We start from the raw sequence: 14,296 nt of genomic DNA on the forward strand, positions 1-14,296 counted from the left end.
GAGAGATAAAAAATGATAGGATGCGCCTTACAGGGGAAATAACTCCTACACATCCGAATTTTCGGGTGGGTAATTAAAGATGGGAGACTAAAATGAGCTTAGCGACATTAAAAAATTCTACAAAACGTGATCATTTCAGTGATGCAGAATGGAGTATCAGGGTCGATCTTGCAGCTGCCTACCGAATAGTTGCCCTTTTCGGTTGGGATGATTTGATTTTCACCCATATCTCCGCCCGCCTTCCAGGACCTGAAAACCATTTCCTCATTAACCCCTATGGTATGATGTTTGATGAAATCACGGCTTCGTCATTAGTCAAGATTGATATGAATGGAGAGGTCGTCGGTGAAAATGAGTTTAAAGTGAACCCGGCCGGGTTTACCATTCATTCTGCCGTACATGAAGTCCGCCACGATGCGGGCTGCGTTATGCATCTTCATACCCCGGCCGGCACTGCCGTCGCAACGCAAGAAGAAGGGCTCTTACCCCTCAATCAGACGGCGTTGCTCGTTCGCGAACAGCTTGCCTATCATGAATATGAGGGTGTTGCCCTTAATCATGACGAACGGCCACGCCTGCAAAAGGATCTGGGCGAGAAGAACATGATGTTGCTTTGGAACCATGGCACACTTGCACTTGGCCCAACGGTCCGAGAAGCCTTTATGAACATGTATTTTCTGGAGCGGGCCTGCGAAATGCAGGTAGCCAGTCTGGCTGGCGGTCGCAAGCTACATCATCCATCCGATAGCGTTAAGGAAGTGACAGCAAAACAGGGTGAGAAGGGTCTCGCGGCTGTTTCCGGAATAGCCTGGACGGCCCTTTTGCGCAAACTTGATCGGCAACTGCCGGGTTACGCGGACTGAAGTAACACTCCCATGATATTATCGTGATATCAAATCTTTGCGAGATGCACTGGTAATTAAAGATCATTTAGACCAGCTTCCGTTTACTATTTAATTGTTGAGAACGGAGTAGCATTAATGCAGAAACCATACTCGCCCTTTTTAAAAGTTTTGGTGGCGATCACAACTATCATGGGAGGCGCCTTCGGGTTGACCACTCAAGCCGTTGCGGCTGAGGATACCGCAATATTCGCGGGCGGATGCTTCTGGTGCGTGGAATCAGACTTTGATCATGTTCCTGGCGTGCTGAAGACGACCTCGGGCTATATCGGCGGAGAAACGCCTAACCCGACTTATGAAATCGTGTCGGCAGGTAGCAGCGGACATCTGGAGGCGGTAGAAATTGTCTTCGATCCTGACAAGGTTTCTTATGCCAAGCTTCTGGACATATTCTGGCGGAGTGTCGATCCTACGGATGATGGTGGACAATTCTGTGATCGAGGTGAAAGCTATAAAACCGCTATTTTCGTAACAAGCGATACCCAAAAATCAACAGCCGAAAATTCCAAGGCCGCACTTAGTGCTTCGGGGTTATTGAGCGATCCTGTTGTTACGCCCATTCGAACTGCCACGAAATTTTATCCTGCAGAGGATTATCATCAGAACTACGCCGAGATAAACCCAATTAGGTATAGTTTTTACCGCCTCACCTGTGGCCGGGATGCGGGAGTCGAGGCGCTATGGGGAGATCAGGCTCATTCTGGAATAATGGATCATTAATGGCGTAGGAGCGAAACGAGGCTTTCCGCTCCGTCCTCATTAAAAATAAGCCAATCCGAAATAATGTAGTCAAATGCTGTTGCGCGTCCTAAAATGAATGTCCGCGCGACAGCTTTGCTTGAACCCCTAAGTACATCGCCGCAATAAAAATAAAAAAGGCCAGCGCATGTCAGTATCCAGCTCCCTCAGAAACAGTACGACCCTGCAAGGGATTGCCTGGATGATCCTGACCAGCTTTCTTTTTGTCGGCATGACGGGGATAGTGCGGCATCTAGGGTCCGATATGCCGGCGATCGAGGCCGCGTTTATCCGGTATTTATTGGGGTCATTGATTATTCTCCCCATGGTTATTCGGCATTGGCCCGGCATCCCGAATAAGCGGAATACCCGGCTTTATATTTCACGGGGTCTGGTCCATGGAGTTGGTGTTATGCTCTGGTTCTATGCCATGGCTCGCATTCCAATTGCGGAAGTAACGGCAATTGGTTACGTCGCCCCGATATTCGTGACCATAGGCGCCGCCATATTTCTTGGGGAGAAATTACAGTTTCGACGCATTGGCGGGGTGGTTGCAGGATTTGTCGGTGCTCTCATTATATTGCGTCCCGGTTTTCAGGAGATTCAACTTGGCCAAATCGCACAGCTTTGTGCGGCGCCCCTATTCGCCGTGTCCTTTCTTATTGCAAAGAAACTGACCGGAACACAGAGCTCATCCATGATTGTTGGCATGCTCTCCATTGGATGCACCATAACCCTGCTACCGGGTGCAATTATACAATGGCGCACCCCAACAGAGCATGAACTTGCCTGGTTGTTCCTCGCTGCTGTCATTGCCACGGCTGGTCACTATACCCTGACCCGGGCATTCCAGGCGGCACCTATAACAGTGACGCAACCTCTTGGCTTCCTTCAACTGGTCTGGGCCACAATTCTGGGTATCTTGGTTTTCGGTGAACCGCTTGACCCATTTGTCACGATCGGCGGCGCGGTCATTGTCGGCGCAGCAACCTATATTTCCCACCGGGAGCTTCAGGTCAGTCGCCAGGCGCGCACGCCGTCAGCCATCGAGACAAAGGTATAGGGAAGGCAAAGGGGTGATCCCCCTACTCCATCAAATAGATTGATTGCTTTGGTTTGGCCATAACCCGGCGCACCATGGGCTCAAAAAAATCGAGCGAGGCAGATTCAAAATTCTTGTCGAAAGCGGTTTGATCATAAGCCGCACAAAAATGAGCGCAGTCCTCGAAATGTTCGTGACCGCGAAACTTTTCCCGCATATCCCGGTCTAGCCCAATATAATGGAAGAAATAGTACCCCTGGAAAATTCCGTGCTTTTCGAGGATCCAATGGATCTTTTCGGAAACAAAGGGTTTCAGCATCGCCGCACCGATATCCGCATGATTGAAGGTCCCCAAAGTATCCCCGATATCATGGAGCAGTGCCGCAACAACATATTCCTCATCCTGACCGTCCTGATGAGCGAGGGTTGCACATTGCAAAGAATGTTCAAGCCGGTCTACCGCAAAACCACCGAAATCTCCTTCCAGTAACTTCAAATGGCTCAACACCCTATCGGGAAGTTCTTTGGAGAAAGTCCTGAAATTATCAGAAATTATCTTATAATCCGCCGCCGTGCCTTCCGCCATCTGGCTGAATTTGGCCCGCTCACTCGACATATCATTCATTTCGGTGTTCCCATTTTTCATTAATTTTGTATATATTCCTTTAGCATAACACGGCGGAAAAAAACAAAAAAGGAATGTAAATATGTCTGTGCAGGTTGAATTTCATTATGATTTTGGCAGCCCTAACTGCTACTTCGTGCATAAGGTCATTCCTGAAATCGAGAAAAGAACTGGCGTCAAATTTAGCTACTTTCCGATTTTGCTGGGCGGAGTGTTCAAATTGACCAATAACAAATCTCCGATGCAACAGTTTGAAGGGATACCCCTCAAGATGGATTACATGCGCCTTGAGTCGAAACGCTTCGTTGAAGAGCATAAACTGACAAAGTTTGCCATGAACCCTAATTTTCCGGTTAATACCGTTCAAATTATGCGCGGTGCAATCGTCGCGGAGGATGCAGGCTGCTCAGAAGAATATATAGACGCGATATTTACCGCCATGTGGGAAACCGGAAAGAAAATGGATGATCCTGAAGTCATAGTCGAAACACTGAATAGTGCCGGCCTCGACGGGGCCAAAATTGTCGAGCGCACTCAGGAACCGGCTATAAAAGAAACCCTAATCCGAAATACAAATGCATCCGTCGAACGCGGCTGCTTTGGGGCACCAATGATCTTTGTTGGCGATGAAATGTATTTCGGCAAGGATCGGCTTGGCGCAGTCGAAAAAGAAATCACGCGGCAGCGCTGACGCGCCCATGCCAAACGGTTTGCCCTCCGCCCCTAACTATAGGGGGCGCTCGGGCACGGTTTCCTTTCCTTCTCCACCAAACTTGGTGGCAAAATAACCCATGATCAAACCAATAATGGCGCCTTCCAGTACAAACCAGAACGGCGATAAAAAGGGAAAGTCCGGCCCAAGCATGGAAATCATCATGCGCTCGAACGCATCATAAGCAAAGAAGGTAAGGACAAAATTCATCCAGCCGCCAATCCATGGCGCACGAAACCACCAGGGTAGCGGCATTTTTATTATCGGGTGCCAGTTCATCACTCCGAATACGCCAATAAATGCCCCGACGGTAATATACCAGAACAGGACACCGAGACGCAGCAGCATATCACTTTCTGGCCAAAGGTATGGCATCAGATAAAATCCGATCAAGCCAAAAACCAACCCGATGAATTTACCGATCGCAATGCGTGTTATCAAAGATGGGCTGCCAAACATAAATCTCTCCCACTCTTGGAATATGATTTACTTTAACTCTAGCGCACCAGAATCGCATTGATATGAATCAAAAAACACATTCAATTACACTTAACCGGTTAATTAATATCTCGCCCTTCCAAGGATGATGCTGTCTTCTCTTCATTTTCAAGATAGGCACTAATCGCTTCTTCTCCAGTCATACCGGGATCCGGCGCTTTGCCGTCGGCAATCCGGATAATATTGAGACAGAACCAGCCCAGAGCTCCTTTGGAAGGCTTTATACTCTGCTCATAGGCAGTAGTACTGGCCACCGGCGAGGCAAGGAGCTGATTAGGCGCATCCGTATCTACGCACATGGGACGTCCAATACCTATGATATCAACATCTCCCTCGGCAAGAGCCGCATCCATTGCAGCGCGACTGCGAAACCCGCCGGTTACCATCAGGGGGATACTGGTTGCGGCACGAATGCTTTTTGCATAGCCCATGAAATAGGCTTCGCGGGCAATCGTCGTATTCCTTATTTCATCAGCGCCACGCGCCCCAATCATCATGGCGGGGTTTTCATAGTTGCCACCTGAGATTTCGAGAAGATCTACCGTATCTTCCTCCAGCCATTTTACGACCTGCAGGCAGTCTTCATGGCTAAACCCACCGTTCTGAAAATCGGAGGAATTCAGCTTCACAGAAATCGGGTAGCTGGAACCAACGGCAGCGCGAATGCCCTGCACCACGGACCTTAGTAGGCGGGCCCGGTTTTCAAGGCTGCCACCCCATTTATCAGTTCGTTGGTTGGCAAGCGGCGACAGGAACTCCGATATCAGATATCCGTGTGCGCCATGTATCTGCACACCGGAAAACCCCGTTTCCTTAGCGACCGTCGCCACATGGATAAAGCGCTGGATAGCATCCTCGACTTCATCAGAGGTAAGTGCCCTTGGCGCGCCAAACGCACTATCGGGTAAAGTCATCGCAATTTCAGACGGGGCAACAGGGCGTGGGTTCACACGACGGGGGGTCTGCCGCCCCGCGTGGCCAATCTGCATAAAAAGCAAGGTGTCATTCACTGTACCTGCCGCTGCGAAGGCCCGAAGCTCCTCCAGGCCGCCATTCTGATCAACAACGACATTCCCCGGCCGCTCCAGATACCGTCGATCGACCTGCACATTGCCTGTTACAAGAATACCTGCGCCACCCTCCGCCCATTTGCGATAGAGCGTGACATGACGCTCGGTCGCTCGGTTCATCGGGTCGGCAAGCCCCTCAGTCATCGGAGCTTTTGCAATCCGGTTTTTAACAGAAACACCGCACGGGAGGGTAATAGGAAAAGAAATATCCGCAGTCATCAAAATTTATCCATTTCGTCATTCTCAAGGTGACAATTTTTTACGTGGGAAACCTACTGGGCTTTGTCACGCCAATCAAGCCGTCTTAGAAATTACCTGTTCGAAAATCCTCAACGGCCTGTTGAATTTCATCAAAACTGTTCATTACAAATGGCCCATAGCGGGCCACAGGCTCGCCGATAGGTCGACCAGCGACAAGGATAGCCCGTCCACCAGCCTCACTTGTAAGTTCAACCCCTTTACCATCAGTGAGAATAGCAAGATGATGCTTGTCGATGGCACTGCCACCAACATTGACTGTCCCTTCGAAGACATAAGCAAAGGCCGTATGTCCCTCTGGCAACGCGTGGCTATAGCTTCCGCCAGGCACAAGTGTCACATCGATATAAATCGGATCCGTCGCAATGCCAGTCACCGGCCCAACAACTTCGCCTTCGGGCCCATCGACAGTACCCGCCAAAACGCGGATGTGCGCCCTACCGATATCGACCACGGACACATCTTCAGGATCAATATTCTGATAGCGAGGCGGACACATCTTGTCCTTGGCAGGGAGATTAACCCAAAGCTGAAAACCGCTCATCCGGCCTTCGCGCTGTTCGGGCATTTCCGAATGTACGATGCCACGCCCCGCCGTCATCCACTGGACACTGCCAGGTCCAAGCACCCCTTCCGCTCCAGTTGAATCCTTATGTCGCATGAGGCCTTCGATCATATAGGTCACCGTTTCAAATCCGCGATGGGGATGTGACGGAAAGCCGGCGATATAATCATCTGGATTTTCCGTTCCAAAGTTATCGAGCAGCAAAAATGGGTCCAATTCCGAGATCATCTCCGATCCGATAGACCTACGCAACTTTACACCTGCACCGTCGGAGGCCTCAATCGAGAGAATATCTCGGGAAACTTTGCGTAAATCGGACATAACACACCTTACTTTCCGTCTGATATAAATTAGAATGTTCAGGTAGATTTAGGTATCAAATCCTAAATTGTAAGCCCCTGCTATCCCCGCCCAATGAATGGCATTTTCGTCGCCATAATTGTCATGAACTGAACGTTAGCCTCAAGGGTTAGACTATCCATATAAAGAATCGCAGAGGCAACATTCTCAACATTCATGAGCGGTTCCGACGCCATTGTAAGATCAGCCTGCGGAACCCCCTTTTTCATTCTCGAGGTCATAGGGGTTTCTGCATTGCCTATATCTATTTGCCCGCAGGCAATATCATACGCGCGACCATCCAGGGATAAACATTTCGTCAATCCCGTAATGGCATGCTTGGTGGTGGTGTAAGCAATGCTGTAGGGCCTTGGAACATGGGCAGAGATAGATCCGTTATTGATAATGCGCCCGCCCATCGGGCGTTGTTCGCGCATCATTCCAAAAGCGGCTCGCGCGCAATAGAAGGATCCATTCAGGTTCGTATTCACAACATTCTGCCAAAGGTCGACCGCCAACTCATCTGGCGGCACCGGTGGCGCGCCAATTCCGGCATTATTGAATAACAGATCAAGCCGCCCAAAATTTTCTTTGATTGCGTCAAACAAGGCATTTACTGAAGCTGGATCGCTCACATCGGTCGGTACTACCAACCCATATGAAGAGTCTGAACCGGCAAGCTCAACTGTCTCCTGAAGCGTATCTCGATTCCTGCCTGCGAGAACAACCCTGTATCCGTTTTGCAAAAGCGCCAGCGAGACCGCACGACCAATTCCGGCCCCTGCCCCCGTAACTAGCGCGATCTTGTTTTGCATAGTCATTCCTAAATCCATAACTCATTATTTCAACTATTCACTAGTGCCGCATTTGCAGCGCGTTTTTTGGCTTGTCCGGCAACCAAGCGCCGTTTTCGCGGAGCCGCGAGCCAGACGGACAGGATCGAGATGACAGACATGGCAATAATAACGTAAAAAGCGAGGTGATAATTTCCCGCCTCGTCATAAAACAAGCCGGTCAGCCAAGGCCCAACCGCGCCCCCAATCAATGCAAGTGTACTGATAGTACCAAAGATAATGCCATATCCGCGCCCCTGAAAGAGATCAGCAGGCATAGATCCGAAAACGGTTGCAATGCCATACCCAAGACCACCCTGAAGAATAACCATGGCATACATCATAACGGCGCTTGGGATATTCTCCATGATTAATAGCAATATACAGCTCAGCAGAAATCCCGCGGTTGAGATGGTCCAAACCCATTCCCGACCGATACGATCTGACAAACTACCGAGGTAAATCTGCCCGAGCACTCCCGCAAACCCAACGAGCCCTAACGCGGAGGCGGCCTCCAAATCGGAAAAACCGATTTCGATAAGATATTTCGTTTGATGGACCTGCACCGCATACCAGACATAAAGCGCCGTCGAACAAGCCAGTGCCAGCCACCAGAATGTGGCCGTCTTCAACGCCTTCATCAAAGTCCAGTCGGTATTAACCCAGTCTTGATCCACGACAGGGTCCGCCGCGGACTGCTGTGCATGAGTCTGTTCCTGATCCGGCGCTGCGTCCCCATCGGGATAAAGACCAATATCGGAGGGCTGCTTACGCTGTAAAAAGAAATTTACCGGTAGAATGATAATCATTAGTAGCCCTGCCATTAGCCAACAGGCTTCGCGCCATCCCTCCGCAGAAATTGTCTCCTGAATGAGGGGCATCAAAACCATAGAGCCTATACCGACACCAGAAAAAGCAATCCCTACGGCAAGCCCGCGACGGCGCTGAAACCAATTCGGCAGAAACATCGACTGGCCGACATAGGTCAGCACAATACCGGTCCCGACCATTAACACTCCAAGAGTGAGATAAAAATGCCAAGGCTGCGTTGCAATTGTTGACAGAACCAGACCGAGACTAACCGTGAATGCGGAAATTGACAGAAGAAACCTTGGCGCAACGAATTCCAGGAGTTTCCCGACAATCGGCGCCAGTATCGCCGCCAGAGCAAAGCCTATTGAAAAAGTTGCCGCGGTCGTTGCCCGGTCCCAGCCATACTCATTTAAAATGGCAGGGAAAAGTAACGAAAATGACGTCCGGACATTTACGCCGATACCCATTGTGATGAAAACAATAGCGACGACCGCCCAGCCATAGAAAAAAGGAGTCCGTGCCAACAGCGCATCCATGCCATGCAACTGGGCCTTGTTTTTTAATTGCGTCATGCTGTTTCCTTATTATTGGCCTTGCAAAGCGGAATTTCCCGTCAGCATTGGTTAAAGTCTAACTCAGTATTCCGGCCAAGCGAAATGGAAAAACACCCGCATCAGTAATGTCTTCAATTGACTTGTAGAAAAGGACGCATATATTGGCGTCAGGTTCGCAGGGGCGCCTTCCCGCTCAAGATGACATCACCCTGAGAAAGAGTTGAGACACAGGCATATTTTAAACTTTCAAGTTTGGCTTCGCGGGATGCCGGATAAAACTTAGGAGTTACAATATGACCACTTCCCAAAATACTACTCTTCCCTGCCGATCGCTTATGGAACTCAAAATCCGCAGTCGTATTCTGCTGAAAGCTGCCATGCAGGAAAAGCCCGACGCGCTGAACGCACTCAAACAATCCGGCCAGTTGGAACCGCCTTTCCGGCATAAAGACGGACTTAAAGCCGTATCGCGTCTCGCAGGTTTTAAAAGCTGGCAGCACGCCAGTCATGTCCTGGGAGGGTCTGCGCAAATTGGTGAGGATATGGGCGAACTTTGGTATGATAGTCAATGCGGAAGTTTTCTTAATATCTGGTGCCGTAACTATGAGGAAGCGCGGGACCAATTTGAACGGGAGAATAACTACTTTCTGTTTCCATACAAAACGCAATTTGTCGTCACGAATGACGAGTATGTTCGCGCGATCGGATTCCAAACGAACCATCCCGCCCTTCAAAGGAACGGTCGCGACTTCATTGAATTTTACGGATCATCAGGTTGGGATGACCTTACATTTCACAGACTGCAAAATGTCATGGGCAGCGCCAGTAGCGCTTAAAGTCCAGCAAAAGATGTTTGACTAAAAACAATCTGTTCCGCCTTAAATGAAATATAGTATAGTGGAGGCTCATTGAGCGGAAGATGGCTCTCCACTAGAAGGCCTTGCAGCTTCCTGCTTTGCTATCCCGAATGTTGTCGTAAAACAGGAAAATGAGCTCGCCAATGTCCGCGCCGTCAAAAAAACTTGGGTTTGTCGAGCAGGTTATTTTGCTCGCGCTGATGATTTCTATGGTCGCTTTGTCTATTGATGTCATGCTCCCGGCTCTTTTTAATATCAGTCAAGACCTTCATGCAGAAAACCCGAACGATCGCCAGTATATAATCGCAGCTGTCTTTCTAGGCCTTGCGATCGGCCAATTATTTTACGGCCCCCTTTCCGACAGCACTGGGCGCAAGCCCGCAATTTACATAGGCTTCGGGTTGTTTCTTATCGGGTGCCTCCTATCCATTTTCGCCGAGAACTTTACGGTTATGTTGATCGGTCGCCTGTTACAGGGATTGGGGGTCGCCTCACCGCGGATCGTATCCCTCGCCCTTATCCGTGATCAGTATGAGGGGCGGGAAATGGCACGTTTCGTCTCTTTGGTCATGACGGTTTTCATCTTAGTACCAGTCCTCGCGCCTGCCCTTGGTCAACTTATCCTGATCTTCGCCGAATGGCGGATGATCTTTGTGGTATTGTTCATTCTTGGATTGGCGACTTTAATCTGGTTCAGCCTTCGACAGGAAGAAACCCTTGCCGTTGAAAAACGCGCGCGCCTTTCAATAAAGCGTATTTGGCAGGCTGCCAATGAGGTTGTACGCACACGCGCGGCCTTTGGCTTTACCATGGTTGGCGGCTTTATTTTTAGTGCTTTCCTTGGATATCTTACCATGTCGCAGCAGATATTTCAGGACCAGTACGGTGTTGGTGAAATGTTCGCTGTATATTTCGGCTTGCTCGCATTGGCCCTTGGTGCGGCATCATTCGTTAACGCCAGATTGGTGATGCGTTTTGGCATGCGCAAGCTTTCCTATTACGCTCTCGTCATGCTAACCTTAATATCAGTATCGTTTATGGTGTATACCTACGCTTGGAACGGCCATCCACCGCTTTGGACATTGGTTGCCTTTTTTATGGTTATCTTTTTTTGTATCGGTATTCTGTTTGGAAATTTCAACGCAATGGCAATGGAGCCGCTCGGCCATATTGCAGGCGTCGCGGCGGCCGTCATTGGGTCAATAACTACTTTTGTTTCAATGGGACTGGGCACAGTCATCGCGCAACTCTATGACGGGACAGTTTTCCCATTGGTCTCCAGTTTTGCCGTGCTTGGAGCATTATCCCTTGCCGCAATGATCTGGACTGTCCGGACATCTCCCAATACTTCTGGACATGAATGATGCTCTGGAGCTCGATAAAATCCGTCGCGTCACTCCTCTCCAGCTATGGCCTCCTGATGGTCGCAAATGCCATGTTTGGCACGTTGCTTGGCCTGCGCAGTAAAATCGAGGGTTTCTCGACGGAAGTCACCGGCATAATTATGGCCGGATTTTTTATCGGCATGCTTCTTGGCGCGTTTTATGCTGTTCGCATTGTGGCCAGCGCCGGACATATCCGCAGTTTTGCCGCCTTCGCTTCGGTCATGTCCGTTGCAGTTCTTGCTCATGTGCTTATTATTGATCCTGTTGCCTGGTTTATATTACGGGCGATAACCGGATTTTGCATGGCCGGCATGGTCATGATCGTTGAAAGCTGGCTCAACGAACGCTCGACGAATGCCACCCGCGGACGCGTTCTTTCACTTTATATGATTACAAACTATCTTGGCGCGGGTTCTGGCCAGTTCCTGATCACTGTTGCCAACCCTGACAGTTTTCAGCTTTTCTCTGTCGCGTCCATTATATTTTCCATTGCGCTGGTGCCTATTCTTCTGACGCGCGCGACGGTCCCGAAACCCAGCGCGCCCGAGCGGATGAAATTCCGTGAGCTTGTTAAAATTTCCCCTGTCGGCGTCGCCGGCACCCTTGTTTCTGGCCTCACGAATTCTGCAATCAACAGTATGGGACCAATTTTCGCGGCCACCATCGGCCTCAGCCTCGGACAGATATCAACCTTTATGGCGACCATTCTTCTGGGGGGCATGCTACTGCAATTTCCCGTGGGACGCCTATCCGATCTTTTTGATCGACGGACGATACTTATCATATCTGCCCTGGCAACTGCTCTGGTCAGTGGGGGCATAATATGGGCTGCGGAAGAGCATTACATTCTGTCGTTGTTTGCCTTCTGTATTATCTATGGCGGATTTTGCTACACAATTTATCCCATGTCTTCCGCGCAGGTGAATGATCTCGCCGATCAGGATCGGCTTGTCCAGGTCTCTGCCGGCCTCCTTCTGGCCTATGGAACTGGGGCCAGCATTGGACCCATTGTCGCGTCACAGATCATGGGCCAGGTGGGGCCAAATGGTCTGTTTTACTATGTCATCAGTTGCACCCTATTCCTTGCAGTTCTGACAATAATACGTGTAATTCAGCGGCCATCGGGCAAGAAAAAAGCGGAGTTCTTACCTCTGGGCAGCCTCGGCTCGTCAAGCAAACAACTCTACAGTACCGTTGCGCAGGAAACCTATGAGCAGGAGAAAGACGTTAATGACAAATAAGCGCGTTTGTAATTTACATTTTCCTTGACCGAAAAGCGAATACACTTTTCTATCTTATTGATTATCTACTGCAGGAATTTACCATTATGAGCGTCAAAAACGGCCGCCAATTCTTGAGCATTCCTGGCCCGACAACTGTGCCGGATGAAGTTCTGTCCGCCATGCACCGCCCGGCGATTGATATCCGCAAGGGTGAGCTTGTCAATGTGACCGCGCGGCTTAAAGATGACCTTCGCATGATTACCAAGTCGAAGGGGATGCCCTTTATCTATATCGCCAACGGACATGGTGCCTGGGAAGCGGCGCTCAGCAATGTCCTGTGCCGTAACGACAAAATATTGGTACTGGAAAGCGGCTCTTTTGCTGGTGGCTGGGGACAAACTGGCGGCACTATTGGTCTTGACGTTGAAGTATTGCCCGGCAGCTGGCGAAAGTCCGTTGATCCGGAAGCCGTCGAGGAGAGGCTTAAATCGGATAAGAGTGGCGATATCAAGGCTGTCCTTGTGGTTCAGGTCGACACGGCATCAAGCGTTGTTAATGACATCCCGGCAATCCGCCGGGCGATTGATAATGCCGGACATGGCGCATTACTCATGGTGGATACAATCGCCTCTCTTGGAACAATGGATTACCGGATGGATGAATGGGGGGTCGACGTCACTGTCGCTGCATGTCAAAAAGGCCTAATGATGTCCCCGGGCATTAGCTTTACAGTTGCCAATGAAAAAGCGATGGCGTTTCATCAAAAAGCCAACCTACGCACCGCCTATTGGGACTGGACCAGTCGGCAAGGTTCCGAGCATTACCAGACTTACGCTGGCACGCCGCCGGTCCATATGCTTTTCGGCCTTCAAAAAGCCTTTGAACTAATTCGTGACGAAGGCCTTGATAACATTTTCAACCGTCATCGTCTGCTCGCTGGCGCAACCCGGGCTGCCGTTGCAAAATGGTCCGAAAAAGACGAATTTGCGTTTAATATTATAGATCCGGATGACCGCGCCGACTCTGTCACGACCGTCCTTGTCCGTGATGAACAAAAACTTGGTGCCATCCATGAGTATTGCGCCGAAAAGTGCGGGGTTGTTATTGGCGTCGGCATCGCTTCACTTTCAGGAAAGGCGCTTCGCATCGCGCATATGGGACATATTAATGCTCCGACGCTGCTTGGTACGCTGGGCGTCATCGAAATGAGCCTGAATGCCCTAAGTATTCCTCATGGCAAAGGCGGTGTACAGGCGGCGATTGATTACCTTGCGGCTAGTGTGCCGCGATAGTAACGACCTGTGACTCAGGACGCAGGCCCGAAACTATTTTTTGCCCACGTTTAGCGCCTTGAATGGGAGGCATCCATGACGAAACATGATAACCCAGGGGTTAAAATACCTCCGCCGCTTTTTTATATGGCGTTTCTTGTGGCTGGTATTCTTCTTGATTCCGCCTGGATGAATGGCCATCTCGCATCGGTTTATCTGACCATTATCGGCGGTGTAATCGCAATTATTTCCCTTATTTATCTCATTGGAACAGCGCGAAAACATAAAAATGTCGAATCTAACGTCGAACCCTGGAAACCGACAACAAAAATTATTTCCGATGGTGTCTACAAATATTCGCGCAACCCCATCTATGTCGCCATGGGGCTCTTTTATGCCGGGATTGCCATCGCTGCGGGTAGCTGGCCAGCTCTCATCCTCTTGCCCGTTTGCCTCGTCATAATTCGGTATTATGTCATAGGACGAGAAGAAGCCTACCTTGAAGATAAGTTCGGCAAGGAATATCTAGACTATAAAGCAAAGGTTCGGCGTTGGCTGTAAATGTCAGTAAGGCCTGAATTTTTCGAGAGTAAATATTTGAATAAACCAAG

Annotated in this window: 15 protein-coding genes; 9 read left to right on the forward strand and 6 right to left on the reverse strand. The window is 49.8% G+C overall.

Annotated elements, in window-relative coordinates; genetic code table 11:
* Positions 1-92 precede the first annotated feature (92 nt).
* The 3 genes from GQE98_RS12155 (at position 93) to GQE98_RS12165 (ending at position 2,703) form a co-directional block, all read left to right on the forward strand.
* Positions 93-863 carry a class II aldolase/adducin family protein gene (locus GQE98_RS12155; RefSeq protein ID WP_161315893.1) on the forward strand — a complete coding sequence of 257 codons (771 nt, stop codon included), beginning with the start codon at positions 93-95 and terminating at the stop codon, positions 861-863.
* A 117-nt stretch (positions 864-980) separates the two neighbouring features.
* On the forward strand, positions 981-1,622 hold the full coding sequence (msrA, locus tag GQE98_RS12160; protein ID WP_214646496.1) for a peptide-methionine (S)-S-oxide reductase MsrA: 642 nt from the start codon (positions 981-983) through the stop codon (positions 1,620-1,622).
* Positions 1,623-1,788: 166 nt separating this feature from the next.
* Positions 1,789-2,703, forward strand: coding sequence for a DMT family transporter (locus GQE98_RS12165; protein WP_161315894.1), 915 nt, complete (start codon positions 1,789-1,791; stop codon positions 2,701-2,703).
* Positions 2,704-2,725: 22 nt separating this feature from the next.
* Here GQE98_RS12165 and GQE98_RS12170 read toward each other — a convergent pair whose 3' ends face one another.
* Positions 2,726-3,307 carry an HD domain-containing protein gene (locus GQE98_RS12170; RefSeq protein ID WP_214646497.1) on the reverse strand — a complete coding sequence of 194 codons (582 nt, stop codon included), beginning with the start codon at positions 3,305-3,307 and terminating at the stop codon, positions 2,726-2,728.
* Positions 3,308-3,389: 82 nt separating this feature from the next.
* On the opposite strand from GQE98_RS12170, the gene GQE98_RS12175 reads away from it, so the two are divergent.
* Positions 3,390-3,998 carry a 2-hydroxychromene-2-carboxylate isomerase gene (locus tag GQE98_RS12175; RefSeq protein ID WP_161315896.1) on the forward strand — a complete coding sequence of 203 codons (609 nt, stop codon included), beginning with the start codon at positions 3,390-3,392 and terminating at the stop codon, positions 3,996-3,998.
* A gap of 36 nt (positions 3,999-4,034) precedes the next feature.
* Here the strand turns inward: GQE98_RS12175 and GQE98_RS12180 are convergent, their stop codons facing one another.
* The 5 genes from GQE98_RS12180 to GQE98_RS12200 form a co-directional block, all read right to left on the reverse strand.
* The gene (locus GQE98_RS12180) at positions 4,035-4,478 is read right to left on the reverse strand and encodes a hypothetical protein (protein WP_161315897.1); all 444 of its coding nucleotides are present in this window, start codon (positions 4,476-4,478) and stop codon (positions 4,035-4,037) included.
* Between the two features lie 98 nt (positions 4,479-4,576).
* Positions 4,577-5,806, reverse strand: coding sequence for an NADH:flavin oxidoreductase/NADH oxidase family protein (locus GQE98_RS12185; protein WP_161315898.1), 1,230 nt, complete (start codon positions 5,804-5,806; stop codon positions 4,577-4,579).
* A gap of 85 nt (positions 5,807-5,891) precedes the next feature.
* Positions 5,892-6,731: a pirin family protein gene (locus tag GQE98_RS12190; RefSeq protein ID WP_161315899.1), complete on the reverse strand. Its 840-nt coding sequence runs from the start codon at positions 6,729-6,731 to the stop codon at positions 5,892-5,894.
* A gap of 80 nt (positions 6,732-6,811) precedes the next feature.
* Positions 6,812-7,570 carry an SDR family oxidoreductase gene (locus GQE98_RS12195; RefSeq protein ID WP_161315900.1) on the reverse strand — a complete coding sequence of 253 codons (759 nt, stop codon included), beginning with the start codon at positions 7,568-7,570 and terminating at the stop codon, positions 6,812-6,814.
* A 23-nt stretch (positions 7,571-7,593) separates the two neighbouring features.
* The gene (locus tag GQE98_RS12200; RefSeq protein WP_202526257.1) at positions 7,594-8,967 is read right to left on the reverse strand and encodes an MFS transporter; all 1,374 of its coding nucleotides are present in this window, start codon (positions 8,965-8,967) and stop codon (positions 7,594-7,596) included.
* Between the two features lie 275 nt (positions 8,968-9,242).
* Between GQE98_RS12200 and GQE98_RS12205 the strand changes: the two genes are divergently transcribed.
* The 5 genes from GQE98_RS12205 to GQE98_RS12225 all read left to right on the forward strand — a co-directional run bounded on the left by GQE98_RS12205 (position 9,243) and on the right by GQE98_RS12225 (position 14,246).
* Entirely contained in the window at positions 9,243-9,785 is a 543-nt protein-coding gene (locus GQE98_RS12205) for a hypothetical protein (protein ID WP_161315901.1), read from the forward strand.
* Positions 9,786-9,949: 164 nt separating this feature from the next.
* Positions 9,950-11,170, forward strand: a complete 1,221-nt coding sequence (locus tag GQE98_RS12210; RefSeq protein WP_161315902.1) for a multidrug effflux MFS transporter — start codon at positions 9,950-9,952, stop codon at positions 11,168-11,170.
* Positions 11,167-12,432, forward strand: coding sequence for an MFS transporter (locus GQE98_RS12215; RefSeq protein ID WP_161315903.1), 1,266 nt, complete (start codon positions 11,167-11,169; stop codon positions 12,430-12,432). The genes GQE98_RS12210 and GQE98_RS12215 overlap by 4 nt, the downstream gene beginning before the upstream one ends.
* A gap of 86 nt (positions 12,433-12,518) precedes the next feature.
* On the forward strand, positions 12,519-13,706 hold the full coding sequence (locus GQE98_RS12220) for a pyridoxal-phosphate-dependent aminotransferase family protein (protein WP_161315904.1): 1,188 nt from the start codon (positions 12,519-12,521) through the stop codon (positions 13,704-13,706).
* Between the two features lie 75 nt (positions 13,707-13,781).
* Positions 13,782-14,246: a methyltransferase family protein gene (locus GQE98_RS12225; protein ID WP_161315905.1), complete on the forward strand. Its 465-nt coding sequence runs from the start codon at positions 13,782-13,784 to the stop codon at positions 14,244-14,246.
* The last annotated feature ends 50 nt before the right edge of the window (positions 14,247-14,296 follow it).

Origin of the sequence: Sneathiella litorea, assembly GCF_009882915.1 — a bacterium.
GTDB lineage: Bacteria > Pseudomonadota > Alphaproteobacteria > Sneathiellales > Sneathiellaceae > Sneathiella > Sneathiella litorea.

Bases quoted from the DNA above. Each gene is read 5' to 3' on its own strand.
- GQE98_RS12155 (WP_161315893.1), top strand. From the start codon at position 93: ATGAGCTTAGCGACATTAAAAAATTCTACAAAACGTGATCATTTCAGT.
- GQE98_RS12195 (WP_161315900.1), bottom strand. From the start codon at position 7,570: ATGACTATGCAAAACAAGATCGCGCTAGTTACGGGGGCAGGGGCCGGA.
- GQE98_RS12190 (WP_161315899.1), bottom strand. From the start codon at position 6,731: ATGTCCGATTTACGCAAAGTTTCCCGAGATATTCTCTCGATTGAGGCC.
- GQE98_RS12210 (WP_161315902.1), top strand. From the start codon at position 9,950: ATGTCCGCGCCGTCAAAAAAACTTGGGTTTGTCGAGCAGGTTATTTTG.
- GQE98_RS12170 (WP_214646497.1), bottom strand. From the start codon at position 3,307: ATGAATGATATGTCGAGTGAGCGGGCCAAATTCAGCCAGATGGCGGAA.
- GQE98_RS12175 (WP_161315896.1), top strand. From the start codon at position 3,390: ATGTCTGTGCAGGTTGAATTTCATTATGATTTTGGCAGCCCTAACTGC.
- GQE98_RS12205 (WP_161315901.1), top strand. From the start codon at position 9,243: ATGACCACTTCCCAAAATACTACTCTTCCCTGCCGATCGCTTATGGAA.
- GQE98_RS12200 (WP_202526257.1), bottom strand. From the start codon at position 8,967: ATGACGCAATTAAAAAACAAGGCCCAGTTGCATGGCATGGATGCGCTG.
- GQE98_RS12180 (WP_161315897.1), bottom strand. From the start codon at position 4,478: ATGTTTGGCAGCCCATCTTTGATAACACGCATTGCGATCGGTAAATTC.
- GQE98_RS12215 (WP_161315903.1), top strand. From the start codon at position 11,167: ATGATGCTCTGGAGCTCGATAAAATCCGTCGCGTCACTCCTCTCCAGC.
- msrA (WP_214646496.1), top strand. From the start codon at position 981: ATGCAGAAACCATACTCGCCCTTTTTAAAAGTTTTGGTGGCGATCACA.
- GQE98_RS12185 (WP_161315898.1), bottom strand. From the start codon at position 5,806: ATGACTGCGGATATTTCTTTTCCTATTACCCTCCCGTGCGGTGTTTCT.
- GQE98_RS12165 (WP_161315894.1), top strand. From the start codon at position 1,789: ATGTCAGTATCCAGCTCCCTCAGAAACAGTACGACCCTGCAAGGGATT.
- GQE98_RS12225 (WP_161315905.1), top strand. From the start codon at position 13,782: ATGACGAAACATGATAACCCAGGGGTTAAAATACCTCCGCCGCTTTTT.
- GQE98_RS12220 (WP_161315904.1), top strand. From the start codon at position 12,519: ATGAGCGTCAAAAACGGCCGCCAATTCTTGAGCATTCCTGGCCCGACA.